This window comes from Methylococcus mesophilus (assembly GCF_026247885.1).
GTDB lineage: Bacteria > Pseudomonadota > Gammaproteobacteria > Methylococcales > Methylococcaceae > Methylococcus > Methylococcus mesophilus.
On the sequence record NZ_CP110921.1, the window covers coordinates 2,244,348 to 2,259,664 of the forward strand.

Below are 15,317 nucleotides of genomic sequence, written 5' to 3' on the forward strand. Positions count from 1 at the left end.
CCATGACCGGCACGAAATCGAGCTGCCCCTGCGGCAGCGGCCTGAAATATTCGGATTGCTGCGGCGTCTTCCACACCGGCCTCACCGCCGCCCCCACCGCCGAAGCGCTGATGCGTTCGCGCTACAGCGCCTACGCATCGAAAAACGAAGCCTACCTGCTGCGGACCTGGGATGCCCGAACGCGACCGGCGGCGTTGAACCTCGCCGCCGATACCACACGCTGGCTGAAGCTGGACATCCTGCACAGCCGCCTCGGCGGCCCGCCGGACACCGAGGGCGAAGTCGAATTCCGGGCGCATTACCTCGCCGGCTCACGCCGCGGGAGCCTCCATGAAACCAGCCGGTTCGTCCGGCAGCAAAGCGCCTGGGTCTATCTCGACGGCGAGATCCATCCCGACGGCGGCGAAACCGCCGTCGGCCGTAACGACCCCTGCCCCTGCGGCAGCGGGAGGACATTCAAGCATTGCTGCATCTCTTGAATGGCGGCTTCCACCCTCGTGTCGACGCTGGGTTTCAGTTTGACGCAGCGATCAGGTATATCCCCAACCCCATCATCACCAAGCCGCTGAGCAGCTTGAGCCAGCGGCCCTCGCTCTCCTGGAGCCGGCGCTGGCTCAGGGTGACGATGCCAATGCCGAGCACGATGACGTCGTCCAGCATGTAGGCGAGGTTGTACAGCAGGAGATACGCGTAATACTCGGCGCCGCCCAACTGCCGCAGGGTCAGAATCCGGGTGTACAGGGCCGGGAACCCCGAGGTGCAAAGGAGTTCGACGAACTGCACCAGGACGGCGAGCACGACGGCACCGACCATGGCACCCCAGAGGTTTTCCGCCTGCAGGATGCGCCGCATGCGGGCGTAGATGCCCGGCTTTGCGCTCGCCGGTATGGACAGCGAACCGCCACGGCCGTAGGCCCAGAAGTCCTTGAGGTGGATCGATCCGGCCAGAAGGGCGATCGCGGCAATGACGAGTTCCGATACCCGCGAAACGCCGATCCACATGAACAGATTGAGCCAGGCGGCCATAAACGCGAAATAGGCAACTCCTTCCACCGCCACGAAGGCGCCTGCGATCGCCAGCATGCGCAGCCGGTCCTTCATCGGCGCCAGCAGCGAGATCATGAGGATCAGCACCCACAGCGAACACGGATTGAAGCCGTCAAGGAGTCCCAGGGCGACGGTGAAGGCGGGCAATCCGGCCTGTTCGAGGGTGATCCGTTGCCCGAACAGTTCGACCGCGAAGGTTTCGGGCGTTGCGCGAGCTGCGGTTTCCGGGCCGCAGGCCGGGGCCGCTTCGGCTTCGCAGCTCTCCGCCCCGGCCGGTCCGGCCAATCCGGCGTCGCCCAGCGCAGCGACGATCCGCTGCCCGTCACCTGGTTCATCCGAATAGCCGACGATCCATTGCCCGCGCACCAGGAACGAAGGGACCCTAGCGGATTGGTGCCGCTCGGCGGCGATCGCATGCAACCGGGCCAGGGCGGTTGGGTCCTTCGCGACGTCCCGCACCAGGACGCGCAGTCCGGGACGCTCGCGGCCAAGCGTGGCGAGAAAAATTTTGGCTTGCTCGCAATGCGGACAGCCTTCGCGGACGAAGGCTTCGACGTCCGCCGGGGCCGACTGAACCGCGGCACTGCCTGGGGAAGCTTTCGCTACTATAGCGCCCGGCAGCGCCATGCAGACGGCCAGCGCTAACAGCAAAGGCCAGCGCTTCCAGCCGTGCCGAAACCGCATGCGCCGCTCAGTCGACGCGCAGAACCAGCTTGCCAGTGGCGTGGCCGGCTTCGATGGCCTCGTGCACCCCGGCGGCCTGTTCCAGCGGATAGACGCCACCGACATGCAGCTCGAGCTTGCCGGCATCGATCCATTCGCCGCAGGCGCGGAGGATTTCCACGTGATGGTCCCGCGCGGCGTCCAGCTTGCGCAGCATCGGCACCAGCATCAGTTCGAAGCCTATCCTGAGGTTGCGCATCCTCGCCTCGGCCAAGGACGTATCGCCGGTATCGAGCAGGGTCACCAGGTCGCCGAAGTGGGCGGTGCACTCGATGCTGCGGCGGAACACCTCCGGACCGACAGTATCCAGCACCAGATCGGCGCCCCGACCGCCGGTCAGGGCGTTGACCTCGGCGACGAAATCCTGAGTCCGGTAATCGATGGTTGCATCGGCGCCCCAGCCCCTGGCCAGCACGGCCTTTTCTTCGGAACCCACGGTGGCGATCACCCGCGCAGCGCGCAGTTTGGCCAATTGTACGGCGACATGGCCGACGCCGCCGGCGGCGGCATGCACTAGGGCGGTCTGGCCCGCCTGCAGGCGTCCGCGGTCGTATAAAGCACCCCAGGCGGTGATGAGCACCAGGGGACCGGCCGCGGCACTGATGAAATCGAGCGACTGCGGCATGGGCGCCGCCCAGCGCTGGTCCAGCACGGTGTATTCGGCGTAGTTGCCCTGTTCGGCGCCGAGGCCGCCGTTGCAGAACCAGACCCGGTCGCCGATCCGGAAGCGGTCGACCTCCGCCCCGGCTTCGACCACCTCGCCGGCGCCGTCGCAGCCGAGCACTGCCGGCAGGGCATCGTCGTAGAACAAGCCGCGGCGGCGGACCTTGGTATCAATGGGATTGAGCCCGGCCCCCCTGAGCCGGACCTTGATCTGAGTCGGCGCCGCCAGCGCCGGCTCGGGCAGTTCGCGCAGCTCCAGCACCTCGGCGGCCTCGCCGGGCCGGGTCATGACGATCGCTTTCATGGATGTCCTCTCCGTTGGGTTCGATTGCGATGAGTGGTAGCGGCCACGGTGTTGTCAGACGGCCGGTGCCTGGCATGTGGCCGCCGCACGCCCAGGAAGCGGTTCAGCCAATACGGCTTGTTCAGGCTGGAAATCTTGACGCCGGAATGGCTGCTGGAGGCATGGACGAAAGACTCGTTGCCGATGTAGATGCCGACGTGGGAATACGAACGCCCATCGGTCCGGAAAAACAGGAGGTCGCCGGGCAGGCGGCAATGTTTGGGGACCTCCGGCAGCTTGCTCGCCATCTCGCGGGCGGTGCGCGGCAGGTCCACGCCGTGCCGCTGGTAGACGTGCTGTACGAAGCCGCTACAGTCGAATCCATGCGCCGGCGAGGCTCCGCCCCACACATAGGGCACCCCTTGCAGACTCAGCGCGTAGGGGACGACGCGGCCATTGGCGGAAGCCGGCACGCTCTGCTGCACCTCAGGCGTGCTCGCGCAGCCGGATAGCAGCGCGGGAAGCAGCAGCAAGACGAAACGCGTTAGCGGAGCCACGGCCATTGGCAGTTGAAGCGTCTTATGTCACGGGCCGCCATTATCCGGAGATTCCACAGTGGGAGAAAGTGCGAGGACTGACTCGACTCAGAGAGCCTCGGCCAGGAAGATCGCCCGCCGCGGCGCGGGATGGCCTTCGACCGTGCGGGACGGATCGTCCGGATCGAGGAAGTCCGCCAGCGACTGGAACCGCATCCAGCCGGTCGAGCGCTGCTCCTGGATCGTGGTCGGGGACACGTCGATCAGCCGGGCTTGGCGGAAGCCTGCGCGCGCCAGCCAGGACAACAGCGTCGGCGGCGACGGAACGAACCAGACGTTGCGCATCTGGGCATAGCGCCCCTCGGGCACCAGCACTTGACCCGCCTCGCCTTCGACGACCAGGGTTTCCAGCACCAGTTCGCCGCCCGGCCGCAGACAGCCTTTCAATTCCGCCAGATGGTCGAACGGCGAGCGGCGGTGATACAGCACGCCCATCGAGAACACCGTGTCGAAAGCCCGGGTCTCGGCCGGAAAGTCCTCGATGCCCAAAGGCAGCACGGCGACCGGCCAGTCTCCCGCGAAATGGCGCACGGCCAGGAACTGCGCCACGCTGAGCAGGGTGGGATCGATACCGATCACTGACTTCGCACCGGCCCCCAGCATGCGCCAGGCGTGATAGCCGTTGCCGCAGCCGACATCGAGCACCCGCCGCCCCGCGAGCGGCGCGATGGCTCCCTCCAGCCGCCGCCACTTCAGGTCGGAGCGCCATTCGGTGTCGATGAAGATACCGTGAATGTCGTACGGCCCCTTGCGCCAGGGGTGGAGCCGGCGCAGAGCGGCTTCGATGGCCTGCCGGGCAATCCTGTCGCAATCGCCGTCCCGGCCCAACGATACCGTATCCGCCGCAAAATCCACCGCCGAAGGCGCAACGTCGGGCAGATTCTGCACTAGCGCGCGCCACCTCGGCCAATCGCCATGGCTCCCATCCTGAAGTCGGGCCTCTATCCTGGGCAGAAGAAGCTCGGCCCAGCCCGGAAAAAACCGGGGCGCCAGCAGCTCGGCAAACGGCTCACGATCGCTCATGCACGGCCCGCCCGGGCCGCCGGGCCGGCCGTGCTAGAATCCGCCGAAGGCTCGGCACGGTGCCGAGCCGCACCACGACACGGAGGAATCAAGGCATGAGCCGGCCCGACATCGAAGCCGTCAAATCCTATCTGCTGGATCTTCAGGAGAGCATCTGCAGTACGCTGGAAACGGAAGAACCGCGCGCCCGTTTCATCGAGGACCGCTGGGAGCACGCCGCCGGCGGCGGGGGCAGGACCCGTGTCCTGAGCGGCGGGAAGACCTTCGAGCAGGGCGGCGTCAATTTCTCCCATGTCCGCGGCGCCAGCCTGCCGGCCTCGGCCACCGCGCATCGTCCGGAACTGGCCGGCCGCAGTTTCCAGGCGACCGGCGTGTCGCTGGTCATCCATCCGCTGAATCCCTATGTCCCCACCTCGCATGCCAATGTGCGGTTCTTCCTTGCCGAGAAGGAAGGCGAGACACCGATCTGGTGGTTCGGCGGCGGCTTCGACCTGACGCCTTACTACCCGTTCGAAGACGACGTGATCCACTGGCACAGAACGAGCCGGGACGCCTGCCTGCCGTTCGGGGAAGATGTCTATCCCCGGTTCAAGCGCTGGTGTGACGAGTATTTTTTCCTGAAACATCGCAACGAGACCCGAGGCGTGGGCGGCCTGTTCTTCGACGACCTGAACGAGTGGGGATTCGAACGCTGCTTCGCGTTCCTGCGCAGCGTAGGCGACCATTACCTGAAGGCTTACCTGCCGATCGTCCAGCGGCGGAAGGCGACGCCCTACGGCGAACGGGAGCGGGAATTCCAGCTTTACCGGCGCGGGCGCTACGTCGAATTCAACTTGGTTTACGATCGCGGAACCCTGTTCGGGCTCCAGTCGGGAGGGAGAACGGAGTCCATCCTCATGTCACTGCCCCCCGTCGCCCACTGGCGCTACAACTGGCGACCGGAACAAGGCAGTGCCGAGGAAAACCTCTATCTCAACTATCTGAAGCCGCGGGAATGGCTGGAATCATGATTCCTTGTGGGCCAACGGCTCCTTGAACGCATTGGCGTTGCGCTGCACCAGATCCTTGATCAGCGGCTCGAGGCCCGTCTGCGCCACTTGGTTGGTGAAGCTGGTGCGATAGTTCTGCAGCAGGCTGATGCCTTCGATCAGGATGTCGTAGACCTTCCACTCGCTGCCGGTCTGCGCCATGCGATAGTTCACCGCAATCGGCTGCGCACCTTCCTGCAGGACTTCGGTCCGGACCATGGTCTTGCCCGCCGACGCATCCTGTGAGGGAAGATAGCGGATATCCCAGTTGGAATACTCGGTAAACGCCGTGGTATAGGTTCTGACCAGGAGCGTTTTGAACTCCTTCTTGAACCGGTCTCTCTGATCCGGCGTGGCGGTCTTCCAGTATTTGCCGAGGACCAGAATGGAAACCCGCTCGAAATCCACATGCGGATCGATGATGCGCTCGACCAGTTCGGTCGCCTTGCGGAAGTCCTCCTTGTACTCGGGCTTCTGCAACGAACTCTGGAGTTGGTTCGACGTCTGCTGGATCACTTGCTGCGGAGGCGAGAGTTGCTCGGCATAGGCCGATGCCGCAGACGCCCCGCATAGCAGTAGCACGAATTGCAAGCAACTCGCGTAACGCAATACGGCCTTGGCATTCATGAAAGACTCCTGAGGGAATTAGGGAAAAACGGGGGCAAAAAGCACGCGGTATCATAGCGTGCGGGCCTTCAGTACACTATACCATTCGATTCGGAAACCACCCAGTTCATGGACATGCTCGACACCCGCCCCGGACTATTCCCGTCCGTCCGCCCACGCCGCATGCGCAAGGATGATTTCAGCCGCCGCCTGATGCGGGAAAACCGGCTGACGGTGGACGACCTGATTTATCCCCTGTTCGTCACCGAAGGCACCAAGGCCCGTGAGCCGGTCGCCTCCATGCCTGGCGTCGAGCGCCTCAGCGTCGATCTGCTGCTGGAGGAAGCCGCCGCGGCGCTCGAGCTCGGCATTCCGGCAGTCGCTCTGTTCCCGGTGATCGCCCCCGAAAAAAAGGACCAGGAAGCCAGCGAAGCCTGGAACCCGGAAGGCTTGGCCCAGCGCGCCGTCAGGGTCCTGAAGGCCCGGCTGCCCGAACTCGGCGTCATCACCGACGTCGCCCTGGACCCCTTCACCTCGCACGGCCAGGACGGGCTGATCGACGACACCGGCTACGTGGTCAACGACAAAACCGTGGACGCCCTGGTGAAACAGGCCCTGTCCCACGCCGCCGCCGGTGCCGACGTCGTCGCCCCGTCCGACATGATGGACGGGCGCATCGGCGCCATCCGGCAGGCGCTCGAGGCCGAGGGCTACGTCAACACCCGCATCCTCGCCTACTCGGCGAAATATGCCTCCAGCTTCTACGGGCCGTTCCGAGACGCGGTGGGCTCGGCCGCGAACCTCGGCGGCGGCAACAAGTATGCCTACCAGATGGACCCCGCCAACGGCGACGAAGCCCTGCGGGAAGTCGAACTGGACTTGCAGGAAGGTGCGGACATGGTCATGGTCAAGCCCGGCATGCCCTACCTGGACATCGTGCGGCGGGTGAAGGAGCGCTTCGGCGTGCCCACCTATGCCTACCAGGTCAGCGGCGAGTACGCCATGCTGAAGGCCGCGGCGCAGAACGGCTGGCTGGACGAGCGCGCGGTCGTCCTGGAATCGCTGCTGGCCTTCAAGCGAGCCGGCGCCGACGGCATCCTCACCTATTTCGCCAAGGACGTGGCGACTTGGCTGAAATGACCCAGCCCGACCGATACGCGGTGTTCGGGCACCCGATCAAGCACAGTCAGTCGCCCCGCATCCACAGCCTGTTCGCCGCCCAGACCGGCCAGGACCTGGTCTATACCGCCGAGGACGTACCGCCCGAACGGTTCGAATCCCAAGTCCGCGAGTTCTTCGGCAGCGGCGGCCGCGGCCTCAACTGCACCGTGCCGCTCAAGGAACTCGCCTGGCGGCTCGCGGACAGCCGGAGCGACCGGGCGGAGCGGGCACGCGCCGTCAATACGCTGGCATTGCGGGATGACGGCTCGGTCTTCGGCGACAACACCGACGGCGTTGGCCTGCTCCGCGACCTGCGGGACAACCTCGGGCTGAACCTTGCGGGCGCAAAAATCCTCGTGCTCGGCGCCGGCGGGGCGACGCGGGGAATCCTGGCGCCCCTACTGGCCGAGCGGCCGGCCCGACTGGTCATCGCCAACCGCACCGTCGCCACCGCAGAAACCCTGGCTGCGGAGTTCGGCGATCTGGGCCCCGTCGAAGGCTGCGGCTTCGCCGATCTGGCCGGGCACCGCTTCGACCTGATCCTCAACGCCACCGCCGCCAGCCTGAGCGGCGAACTCCCGCCGCTCCCCGCCGATGCGCTCGCCCCCGGCGGCAGTTGCTACGACCTGGCCTATGCCGCCGAACCCACGCCCTTCGTACGATGGGGCCGGGAAAAGCAGGCCACCGTCAGCGCCGACGGCATCGGCATGCTGGTGGAACAGGCCGCCGAAGCCTTCCTGCTCTGGCGCGGCGTGCGCCCGCAAACGCGGCCGGTGATCGAGACGCTCGAAGCCGAGCGGCGAACCGCGAAGTGATCAGACGGTGAGTAGGCCGATGCGCTCGGTTTGGAACCCGCGGGAAGCGGAGAGTTGGGGCGGCCGTTCGGCGGCGGTTTGATCTGGACTTGGAAGATTACCCAAGCACCGTTCTTGGCGAAAAACCTTGGCCAAGGCATCCAGCTTCGCCTTGACTCGATGCTCCAGAACACACCGCCGGTCTTTGTCTTCCGTCGTCAAGCCCAGTTTACTAACAATAAAGGCGCCTCGATCCGGCTGTAATGGCGGACATTGTTGGTCACCAGCATAGCGCCGGCGGAAAGTGAATGGGCAGCGATCATCATGTCCATCTCACCAATGGGCTGGCCGGTGGAAACCAGTTGGTGGCGGATGTCCGCGTAATAATCTGCAGCCTCGGCGTCCCAGGACAGAACCCGCACGATCTTGAGAAACCGGCGCACCGCAAGGTGGAGGCGGTGCCCCGCAAGTAAACGTTTCAGCCCATACATGAGTTCAGCGCGGGTCACTGCGGAAATGCAAACCATGGACGGCACGATCGCCATCAGTTTCGCTTCCACGGCGGGAGAGCGGCCTTTGATCACATAGCTCGCAATGTCCGTATCCAGCATGTGCAGCACACTCATGGCTCTTCGCCCCCGAATACGTCGCGCTCGGCGGGTACCACGTTCATGGGACGTTCAGCCATGAAATCCTCGGGGACTTCGATGGAATGCAGCAGCTCGAAAAAGTCGCCCCAAGTCTTCGCACCGGGGCGGGAAGACAAGACCACGTCGCCGGTCGCCTCATCCCGCGTCGCGTAAACCTCATCCCCCTCGAAGCGGAATTCGGCGGGCAGCCGAACCGCCTGGCTGGCGCCGTTCTTGAACAGCTTGGCGATGCGCGTTTCGGGCATGGCTCGTCTCTCTCCTCACAAATATAGACAGCAGTATATACGTCCGATCGTCATTTCGGTCATCCTTAGCAAGGGGTCATCAAGCCGTGCCAGCCAACCGCGACATTCGAAGCAAAGAACCCGGCCGGAAACGGCCAACGCCCCCCGGTCAAAAGGTGGAGCTATTCCATCCCCAGAAACCCCCGGCGGCATCGGTGAACTCGATATAGACACGCGCCGGCGCTATCCCAGCGGAATCCTGCAGCAGCGAACACAAGGCCTGGGACAGGGCCTTGGTCTTGCCGGCGGGGAGGCCGATGCTCTTCAGTTCCACGAAAGCCGCCGGCTCGTCCGTGCCGGCAAAAAGCATGGCCGGATTCGAGGTGAGTTCCACCATCACATAACGCTCCGGCTTGCCCAGTTCGCTGGCAATTCTTTGGGAAGCCGCAGCCAGCAGCGCTTTCGACTTTTCGGGCTCGAGCCCCCGGCTCATCTGGATTTTCAGGTATGGCATGGTGTTCTCCTGGTAGTTGCCTTCCGCCTCGGGCGTCGGACATGAACGGCCGCGTCACATCCGAAAGCCGGGCGCGCCCTCATTTTGCGTGCTGATCCGCTGGCAAAGCCAGGGGCTTACCTCGATGATCCACTCCGATCGCTGCATACGCAAATCATATGATATATTCGTTGCATACGCACGATAACGTGTAGGAAAGAGCATGAATACCGTAGCCAAGGCCAAGCCGGAGCCCTCGTCCGTTTTGGGACGCGCCTTTCTGGAGGCGGGCAGGAAACTTGGACTGAGCCAGTCGGTACTGGAGGTCACGATCGCTCGCAACCGGAGCTCGATCAGCCGCAATGGCATCGACCCGGCCAGCAAGTCCGGGGAATTGGCGCTGCTGCTGATCCGGATTTACCGGTCCCTGTTTGCGCTGATGGGGGGCGATGAAGCGCAGATGGCGCACTGGATGAAGACCCGCAATCGGCACACCGGCGGTATTCCGGCGGAACAGATCCGCAGCGTTCAAGGCCTGGTGGGCGTTGTGGAATACCTCGATGCCATGCGAGGGAAAATTTGAGCGCGATATGGGCCGCATGCCGCGACCAAGCACCCTTTGGCCCGCTCCACGGTTGTCTCTACCGGATGGTCGAAAGCCAGGAACAGGTGGCGACCTATCGGATCGTGTCTTCCCTGGAAGAACAGGCCCTACTGGAAGAACTTCTGGAAACGTCCAAACCCTCGCCGCCGGAAACCGCCGGGGATTTCCATTACCTGCTCACAACCCCTTTCCGCTACCCGCCCCTGCGCCATGGCTCTCGCTTTGGCCGGCGGCACGAACCCAGCCTGTTCTATGGTTCGGCCACTGTCGACACGATGCTGGCCGAAGTTGCCTACTACCGCTTCGTGTTCTGGCAAGGCATGGAAACGCCGCCTCAAGCACCCATCGTCACCCAGCACACCGTGTTCAGCGCACGCTATGCCTGCGACAGGAGTTTGAAACTGCAAGATCCGCCCTTCGACGCTTGGCGTGCGGCGCTGACCGACCCCGGGCACTATGCGGCCACCCAGGACCTGGGAAGCGCGATGAGAGAAGCCGGTGTTCAAGCGTTCGAGTACGTGTCGGCACGGGATCCGGCAGGGGGAATCAACGTCGCCTTGTTCGAGCCCGCTGCGCTGGCCGACAAACGGCCGGTCGAATGCCAGAACTGGCTCGCGGAAACCTCGGGAGAACGCGTGGCGTTCTTGGGCGAGGCGAGGCAGATTCGAGGTTTCGAGCTTGAAACCCTCCTGGTCGAGGGTATGTTGCCTGCGCCAGCCGTTTGCTGAGCACCAGAGTTCAAGGGTTATAGGATGCGCTGAGGCACGAAGCGCATCATTCGAGACATGCTGCCGGTGGAATGCCGAAATCCCCCGAATGTCCCCAGCCCATGGGGTAAACGCCCAACGCCACGAATCGATGGAAACTCGAATAGGGCCAATCGGCCACCCGCCGCACGCGCCCATGCTTTACGGGGTTCCAATGGATATAGTCGAAATGGGCGTTGAAATCTTCTTGCCCAGTCAATAAGTGCGCCCAGAATCGCCGTTGCCATAGCCCGCGTTCTCTACGCTTCGAACGGCTTTGCGAAATTCGCTCGCCTGCGGGTATGGCGCGGGAAAAGCGGCTTTTGAGCAAACTCCAGCGTGTCGAAAAGTCCGCATCCTCGGGGGGCAGCGTCCAGATGCAATGCAGATGGTCGGGCAGGATAACGACCGCGTCGATACGGAAAGGCTTACGGTGCTTGGCATAACGAAAAGCCACCCGTAGCTCGTCAATCCTTTCGACCAACAGACGATTATCTCGCCGCTCCGCCAGATTGACCGTAAAGAACCAGGTCGATCCCGGAATATAAAAGCGGCGATAGTCCGTCATTCGCTGGCCGGTATTGTTGCTCGAATGATGCGCTTCGTGCCTCAGCGCATCCTATGGACTTTTTATGGCCGGTCCCCTGGAGCGCCTTGTCAGGCAGCCGCATTTCCTCAGCCTCCAACCGGGCGAATCACCCTTGCCGGATCTCCCCCGACGAGCGTATTTGGAGGGACGTCAAGAGGCGCGACCAAGCGCAGCAGCCACAGGGAAAACCGATGCCCCACGCGCACTTGAATAGCCAGTTAAGCTGGGGCGGTGGGGATACCCGCGACGTTCGGCCTTCACTCCTCCGATTACGCTGCGCTAATCGGAGCTACGCGGGCTTTGCAATGTCCAAACCGATCGTCGTAGCATTCATCTCGGATTCCTCCTCTTCATCCAGTGGTTGGCTTCACCTCCACCTTGGCACATCCCGATGCCGTTACAGAGGGGAGGAGTCCATCCCATTATCCTATTGGGCCTCTTGCGCATATAATTCGCGCAGCGAATGCGCAAGAGGCGTGAAGAGTTTGACGTCCTTGTGTATGGCATTGTTATCTCAATATTGCGAAGTGACAATTGTTCTGTATACGGGCATCCAATCACCCGGAACTCCAATCGTTAACATTCCGAACCCTCTTGCTTGCCACGCATCTAACGGCCATGGGTATCGCGAACGATAGAACTCGACATACGCCAAGTACTTTTGCCGGACATTTGGATTCGCGTGGCATCTGGCGCTCTTGGTCATCTTTTTAAACAAGTACATTTCTTGGGCTATTGAATTTACGGCACATTCTTGATCAATAACCCCCAGGGTCAAGTTCGGCCAACCCGTATAATTTTCTGAAAATTGATAATACCTTTGCTGAAAAAACACGAACAATAGTTCATCCGAATAGCGCGCCATCGGAAATATGTGTTGATACTTGGCGGCACTATCTGTTATGAAAGTTCCGATGCAAAGGATTTTCTTTTCCAGTTCGTAACAACGTATCAGAGATTGCCCGTAAAACTTTTCACAGTTCGTCAATCGTGAGTGTTCGAATTCGCCATAATCAATTACCGCCCTAAAGAACAAACCTCGCCTGGATATCCTGTAGAATAAATCTTGCGTAAATTCGACTGCAAACATTGACAAATATTCGTGACACCTTTCGTCAACGCAGGACTTCTCCGAATAGATTAAGACGGTATCAGAAAAGACAATGGTCTTGAACTCGTGGTGCCGATGCGCATTTAGCTCATCAATTACAGTATATAGCCATTCAACCGTTACCGTATCACTCTTAACTAACTCGGAGAATCCGAGGATATCAATGTAAACAAGGTAACGCATCGAATATTCCTCGCGGCTCGATAGCAGCCTTTAAGAGATAACATGTTACGAGACAGGATCCATGTTCGACATGCTATACAGAATCTGCCTAGCACGTCCGCCAACGGCTTCTTTATATAGATCACACCACTACAATCACAGAAGCCGATTCTCTGCCCTTTGCACGAAGTCGATCCAAGTCCCCAGAAAGGCGTCGAAATTACCCGATACCTTTATCCCGCAAATACTGATTCTTCAATTTCACATACCCATCGCGGGAATGGACGAGGAATTCGAGTTCGGAGTCCTTGAGGGGCCGGGCCTGTTTGGCGGGCGATCCGACGTAGAGGTAGCCGCTTTCCAGGCGCTTGCCCGGCGGTACCAAGGTGCCGGCGCCGACCATGACGTGGTCTTCGATGACGGCGCCGTCCATGACGATGGCGCCGATGCCGATCAGGCACAGGTCGCCGATGGTGCAGCCGTGCAGCACGGCGCGATGGCCGACGGTGACGCCGGCGCCGACGATCAAGGGGAATCCGGCTTCGTTGAAGGTGCTGGGCTGGGTGACGTGCAGCACGCTGCCGTCCTGGATATTGGTGGCGGGGCCGATTTCGATTCGATGGACGTCGCCGCGGGCAACCACGCAGGGCCAGATTGAAACGTCGTCTCCCAGGCTCACGTCGCCCGCGACGAAGGCGCTTTCCGCGACGAATACGTTCTGGCCCAGCGTGGGGTGGATACCATTGTAGGTCTGGATCGCCATCTTTCCTCTCTGCCGGTCGGCGTTCTGGCGATGGCCGCCGGCCGCTATACTAGGCCCCACGCAGGAGGAGAGTCGCCATGCCCATCGCCGGTTTCATACTTTTCGGGGTGCTGATCCTGATCGCCCTGTACGTGATCCTGATCTATAACCGTCTCGTGCAACTCAAGCATGATACCGTAAAAGCCTGGGCCAACATCGACGTGCTCCTGGCCCAGCGGCACGACGAACTGCCCAAGCTGGTGGAAACCTGCAAGCAGTACATGAAGCACGAGAAGGAGACCCTGGAACGGGTGATCCAGGCCCGCAGCGGCGTTTCCGCGGCGCGCGAACATCACGACGTCCGCGCCCTGGGCTCCGCCGAAGGCGAGCTGCGGCAGGGGCTCATGAGCCTGTTCGCCGTGGCGGAGAACTACCCGGAGCTCAAGGCGGACCAGTCGTTCCGGGCGCTGGAGCGGCGCATCACCGAACTGGAAAGCTCGATCGCCGACCGCCGCGAGTTCTATAACGACCACGTCAACGCCAACAACGTACGGCTCGACCAGTTCCCCGACCTCATCATCGCCCGCCTGTTCGGCTTCAAGCCGTTCGATCTGCTGGAATTCTCGGATACCGACATCAGCAACCCCGATCTGCGCGCTCTGTTCGGCTGATGGGGGTGTCCGACTGGCTCGCCGCGGCCGGGGAGCGCGAAATCTGGCTGCTGGCGTGGCTGAGCGCCGCCGCAGCGGCCTTGTGCCTGTGGCGGGGTTTCGGCCATCTGAGCCATGGCCGGGCGATCACCGACCGTCCGACTTCGCGCATACGTTCGGCAGCCCAGGGCTACGTCGAACTGGAAGGGCGCGCCCGAATGATGCCGGGTGAACCCATCGTCGCGCCCCTGAGCGGAAAGCGCTGCGTCTGGTACCGGTACACGCTGGAACGCAAAGACCGGGAAAGCGGTGACTCGGACTGGCAAACCCTCGACGAGGGTACCAGCACCGCCATCTTCGAAATCGAGGACGAAACCGGCCGCTGCGTCGTCGATCCCGAGGACGCCGAGGTGCTGCCGCCGATCCGCCTGAGCTGGCGCGGCCTCTACCCGCGGCCCGGCGGCCTGCCGCGCGGGCGCCGAAGTGTCTGGGACTTCCTGCTTCCGGCCGGCCCCTACCGCTATACCGAGTCCCGCATTCCCGAAGGCGAATGGCTTTTCGTTTCCGGCCAGTTTGCCGGCATCGGCGGGGGCGACAGCTCGCCGGATGAGGAAACCCGCGATCTGCTGGCTGCCTGGAAGCAGGACAAAGCCGCCTTGCTGCAGCGCTTCGACGCGAACCAGGACGGCGAAATTGACCTGGAGGAATGGGAGACGGCGCGGGGAGCGGCCCGCAACGAGGTCTTGCAGCGGCGCGGCACGGCGGTCCACTCGATCGAGCTCAATGTGCTGCGTAAGCCGCGCGATGGATCGAGGTTCCTGATCTCGGCGCTGCCCCAGGATCACCTGGCCCGGCGCCATTTGTGGCAGGGGCTGGCCTGGCTGGCGGGTTTCCTGGTCGCCGCGGGCGTGGGCGGCGCGGTGTCGGCCAAGCTGTGGAATGGTTGAGTGACAAGAAGCGCCTCGCCCTCATCCGGCCCTACGGGCCACCTTCTGTTTTCGGGCAATCCAGCCCGAAACCCTTCGGGCGAGCTTCGCTCGACCAAAATCGCTCCCGGCGTTTTTGTCCCAGTGGGAAAAGGGAAAAAGCCGCTGCGCCCCCTCAACCGGGTTTGCGTGAAGCCTTCTCTTCCAGGCCCGACATGCCGAAGCGCCGGGCCAGTTCCCGCAGCACATCGTCCGGACCGAGTCCCTGCTGGGCGAGCAGCACGCAGCAGTGGAACCAAAGGTCGGCCATTTCGTAGACGATCTTGTCGCGCTCTCCGTCCTTGGCGGCAATCACGGTTTCGGTGGCTTCTTCGCCGATCTTCTTGAGAATGGTGTCGAGCCCCTTGGCATACAGGCTCGCGACATAGCTCTTGTCGGGCGCTTCCGACTTACGCTGCTCGAGGATTTCCGCCAACTGGTTCAGGACATCCATCGC

The 15,317-nt window shown here is 62.6% G+C and carries 20 protein-coding genes; 8 read left to right on the top strand and 12 right to left on the bottom strand.

The features are described 5' to 3' along the window. The first annotated feature begins 2 nt into the window (after positions 1–2). Positions 3–479, top strand: coding sequence for a YchJ family protein (locus OOT43_RS10520; RefSeq protein ID WP_266020533.1), 477 nt, complete (start codon positions 3–5; stop codon positions 477–479). Positions 480–513: 34 nt separating this feature from the next. On the opposite strand, the gene OOT43_RS10525 is transcribed toward OOT43_RS10520, so the two are convergent. The 4 genes from OOT43_RS10525 to cmoB all read right to left on the bottom strand — a co-directional run bounded on the left by OOT43_RS10525 (position 514) and on the right by cmoB (position 4,335). Next, positions 514–1,731, bottom strand: a complete 1,218-nt coding sequence (locus tag OOT43_RS10525; RefSeq protein WP_266020534.1) for a glutaredoxin family protein — start codon at positions 1,729–1,731, stop codon at positions 514–516. Positions 1,732–1,738: 7 nt separating this feature from the next. Continuing rightward, positions 1,739–2,737 (bottom strand): zinc-dependent alcohol dehydrogenase family protein, encoded by a 999-nt coding sequence (locus OOT43_RS10530; RefSeq protein ID WP_266020535.1) that lies wholly within the window; start codon positions 2,735–2,737, stop codon positions 1,739–1,741. Next, the gene (locus OOT43_RS10535) at positions 2,734–3,279 is read right to left on the bottom strand and encodes a C40 family peptidase (protein WP_266020536.1); all 546 of its coding nucleotides are present in this window, start codon (positions 3,277–3,279) and stop codon (positions 2,734–2,736) included. The genes OOT43_RS10530 and OOT43_RS10535 overlap by 4 nt, the downstream gene beginning before the upstream one ends. An 81-nt stretch (positions 3,280–3,360) precedes the next feature. Then, positions 3,361–4,335 (bottom strand): tRNA 5-methoxyuridine(34)/uridine 5-oxyacetic acid(34) synthase CmoB, encoded by a 975-nt coding sequence (gene cmoB, locus OOT43_RS10540; RefSeq protein WP_266020537.1) that lies wholly within the window; start codon positions 4,333–4,335, stop codon positions 3,361–3,363. A gap of 95 nt (positions 4,336–4,430) precedes the next feature. On the opposite strand from cmoB, the gene hemF reads away from it, so the two are divergent. Further along, on the top strand, positions 4,431–5,345 hold the full coding sequence (gene hemF / locus OOT43_RS10545) for an oxygen-dependent coproporphyrinogen oxidase (RefSeq protein WP_266020538.1): 915 nt from the start codon (positions 4,431–4,433) through the stop codon (positions 5,343–5,345). On the opposite strand, the gene OOT43_RS10550 is transcribed toward hemF, so the two are convergent. After that, on the bottom strand, positions 5,340–5,990 hold the full coding sequence (locus OOT43_RS10550; RefSeq protein WP_266020539.1) for an MlaC/ttg2D family ABC transporter substrate-binding protein: 651 nt from the start codon (positions 5,988–5,990) through the stop codon (positions 5,340–5,342). The genes hemF and OOT43_RS10550 overlap by 6 nt on opposite strands. A gap of 114 nt (positions 5,991–6,104) precedes the next feature. Here OOT43_RS10550 and hemB point away from each other — a divergent pair, with 114 nt between their 5' ends. Together hemB and aroE are read left to right on the top strand one after the other, a co-directional pair. Beyond that, positions 6,105–7,109, top strand: a complete 1,005-nt coding sequence (gene hemB, locus OOT43_RS10555; protein ID WP_266024888.1) for a porphobilinogen synthase — start codon at positions 6,105–6,107, stop codon at positions 7,107–7,109. After that, on the top strand, positions 7,106–7,945 hold the full coding sequence (gene aroE / locus OOT43_RS10560) for a shikimate dehydrogenase (RefSeq protein WP_266024889.1): 840 nt from the start codon (positions 7,106–7,108) through the stop codon (positions 7,943–7,945). Before hemB ends, aroE begins: the two co-directional genes overlap by 4 nt. Before the next feature lie 197 nt (positions 7,946–8,142). Here aroE and OOT43_RS10565 read toward each other — a convergent pair whose 3' ends face one another. From OOT43_RS10565 to OOT43_RS10575, 3 genes are all read right to left on the bottom strand, one after another. Next, positions 8,143–8,550 (bottom strand): type II toxin-antitoxin system VapC family toxin, encoded by a 408-nt coding sequence (locus OOT43_RS10565; RefSeq protein WP_266020540.1) that lies wholly within the window; start codon positions 8,548–8,550, stop codon positions 8,143–8,145. Next, complete coding sequence (locus OOT43_RS10570; protein WP_266020541.1) at positions 8,547–8,819, bottom strand: antitoxin; 273 nt, start codon at positions 8,817–8,819, stop codon at positions 8,547–8,549. Before OOT43_RS10570 ends, OOT43_RS10565 begins: the two co-directional genes overlap by 4 nt. A gap of 148 nt (positions 8,820–8,967) precedes the next feature. Continuing rightward, a complete protein-coding gene (locus tag OOT43_RS10575; RefSeq protein ID WP_266020542.1) occupies positions 8,968–9,312 on the bottom strand; it encodes a phenylpyruvate tautomerase MIF-related protein in 345 nt (114 codons plus the stop codon). Between the two features lie 202 nt (positions 9,313–9,514). Between OOT43_RS10575 and OOT43_RS10580 the strand changes: the two genes are divergently transcribed. Both OOT43_RS10580 and OOT43_RS10585 read left to right on the top strand, forming a co-directional pair. Continuing rightward, complete coding sequence (locus OOT43_RS10580; RefSeq protein WP_266020543.1) at positions 9,515–9,874, top strand: MbcA/ParS/Xre antitoxin family protein; 360 nt, start codon at positions 9,515–9,517, stop codon at positions 9,872–9,874. Positions 9,875–9,939: 65 nt separating this feature from the next. Continuing rightward, a complete protein-coding gene (locus OOT43_RS10585; RefSeq protein ID WP_266020544.1) occupies positions 9,940–10,623 on the top strand; it encodes an RES family NAD+ phosphorylase in 684 nt (227 codons plus the stop codon). A 46-nt stretch (positions 10,624–10,669) separates the two neighbouring features. Here the strand turns inward: OOT43_RS10585 and OOT43_RS10590 are convergent, their stop codons facing one another. From OOT43_RS10590 to OOT43_RS10600, 3 genes are all read right to left on the bottom strand, one after another. Then, entirely contained in the window at positions 10,670–11,209 is a 540-nt protein-coding gene (locus OOT43_RS10590) for an REP-associated tyrosine transposase (protein WP_266020545.1), read from the bottom strand. Positions 11,210–11,744: 535 nt separating this feature from the next. Further along, a complete protein-coding gene (locus OOT43_RS10595; RefSeq protein WP_266020546.1) occupies positions 11,745–12,524 on the bottom strand; it encodes a hypothetical protein in 780 nt (259 codons plus the stop codon). Between the two features lie 199 nt (positions 12,525–12,723). Next, positions 12,724–13,266 carry a gamma carbonic anhydrase family protein gene (locus OOT43_RS10600; protein WP_266024891.1) on the bottom strand — a complete coding sequence of 181 codons (543 nt, stop codon included), beginning with the start codon at positions 13,264–13,266 and terminating at the stop codon, positions 12,724–12,726. A gap of 77 nt (positions 13,267–13,343) precedes the next feature. Between OOT43_RS10600 and OOT43_RS10605 the strand changes: the two genes are divergently transcribed. Beyond that, a complete protein-coding gene (locus tag OOT43_RS10605; protein WP_266020547.1) occupies positions 13,344–13,916 on the top strand; it encodes a LemA family protein in 573 nt (190 codons plus the stop codon). Further along, positions 13,916–14,842, top strand: a complete 927-nt coding sequence (locus OOT43_RS10610; protein ID WP_266020548.1) for a GIDE domain-containing protein — start codon at positions 13,916–13,918, stop codon at positions 14,840–14,842. The genes OOT43_RS10605 and OOT43_RS10610 overlap by 1 nt, the downstream gene beginning before the upstream one ends. 154 nt (positions 14,843–14,996) lie before the next feature. Here the strand turns inward: OOT43_RS10610 and OOT43_RS10615 are convergent, their stop codons facing one another. Beyond that, positions 14,997–15,314 carry a phosphoribosyl-ATP diphosphatase gene (locus OOT43_RS10615; protein WP_266020549.1) on the bottom strand — a complete coding sequence of 106 codons (318 nt, stop codon included), beginning with the start codon at positions 15,312–15,314 and terminating at the stop codon, positions 14,997–14,999. Between the last annotated feature and the right edge of the window lie 3 nt (positions 15,315–15,317).

Bases quoted from the DNA above. Each gene is read 5' to 3' on its own strand.
- OOT43_RS10605 (WP_266020547.1), top strand. From the start codon at position 13,344: ATGCCCATCGCCGGTTTCATACTTTTCGGGGTGCTGATCCTGATCGCC.
- cmoB (WP_266020537.1), bottom strand. From the start codon at position 4,335: ATGAGCGATCGTGAGCCGTTTGCCGAGCTGCTGGCGCCCCGGTTTTTT.
- OOT43_RS10520 (WP_266020533.1), top strand. From the start codon at position 3: ATGACCGGCACGAAATCGAGCTGCCCCTGCGGCAGCGGCCTGAAATAT.
- OOT43_RS10615 (WP_266020549.1), bottom strand. From the start codon at position 15,314: ATGGATGTCCTGAACCAGTTGGCGGAAATCCTCGAGCAGCGTAAGTCG.
- OOT43_RS10535 (WP_266020536.1), bottom strand. From the start codon at position 3,279: ATGGCCGTGGCTCCGCTAACGCGTTTCGTCTTGCTGCTGCTTCCCGCG.
- OOT43_RS10580 (WP_266020543.1), top strand. From the start codon at position 9,515: ATGAATACCGTAGCCAAGGCCAAGCCGGAGCCCTCGTCCGTTTTGGGA.
- OOT43_RS10590 (WP_266020545.1), bottom strand. From the start codon at position 11,209: ATGACGGACTATCGCCGCTTTTATATTCCGGGATCGACCTGGTTCTTT.
- OOT43_RS10550 (WP_266020539.1), bottom strand. From the start codon at position 5,990: ATGAATGCCAAGGCCGTATTGCGTTACGCGAGTTGCTTGCAATTCGTG.
- OOT43_RS10610 (WP_266020548.1), top strand. From the start codon at position 13,916: ATGGGGGTGTCCGACTGGCTCGCCGCGGCCGGGGAGCGCGAAATCTGG.
- OOT43_RS10595 (WP_266020546.1), bottom strand. From the start codon at position 12,524: ATGCGTTACCTTGTTTACATTGATATCCTCGGATTCTCCGAGTTAGTT.
- OOT43_RS10570 (WP_266020541.1), bottom strand. From the start codon at position 8,819: ATGCCCGAAACGCGCATCGCCAAGCTGTTCAAGAACGGCGCCAGCCAG.
- OOT43_RS10525 (WP_266020534.1), bottom strand. From the start codon at position 1,731: ATGCGGTTTCGGCACGGCTGGAAGCGCTGGCCTTTGCTGTTAGCGCTG.
- OOT43_RS10530 (WP_266020535.1), bottom strand. From the start codon at position 2,737: ATGAAAGCGATCGTCATGACCCGGCCCGGCGAGGCCGCCGAGGTGCTG.
- OOT43_RS10585 (WP_266020544.1), top strand. From the start codon at position 9,940: ATGGTCGAAAGCCAGGAACAGGTGGCGACCTATCGGATCGTGTCTTCC.
- hemF (WP_266020538.1), top strand. From the start codon at position 4,431: ATGAGCCGGCCCGACATCGAAGCCGTCAAATCCTATCTGCTGGATCTT.
- aroE (WP_266024889.1), top strand. From the start codon at position 7,106: ATGACCCAGCCCGACCGATACGCGGTGTTCGGGCACCCGATCAAGCAC.
- OOT43_RS10565 (WP_266020540.1), bottom strand. From the start codon at position 8,550: ATGAGTGTGCTGCACATGCTGGATACGGACATTGCGAGCTATGTGATC.
- OOT43_RS10575 (WP_266020542.1), bottom strand. From the start codon at position 9,312: ATGCCATACCTGAAAATCCAGATGAGCCGGGGGCTCGAGCCCGAAAAG.
- hemB (WP_266024888.1), top strand. From the start codon at position 6,105: ATGCTCGACACCCGCCCCGGACTATTCCCGTCCGTCCGCCCACGCCGC.
- OOT43_RS10600 (WP_266024891.1), bottom strand. From the start codon at position 13,266: ATGGCGATCCAGACCTACAATGGTATCCACCCCACGCTGGGCCAGAAC.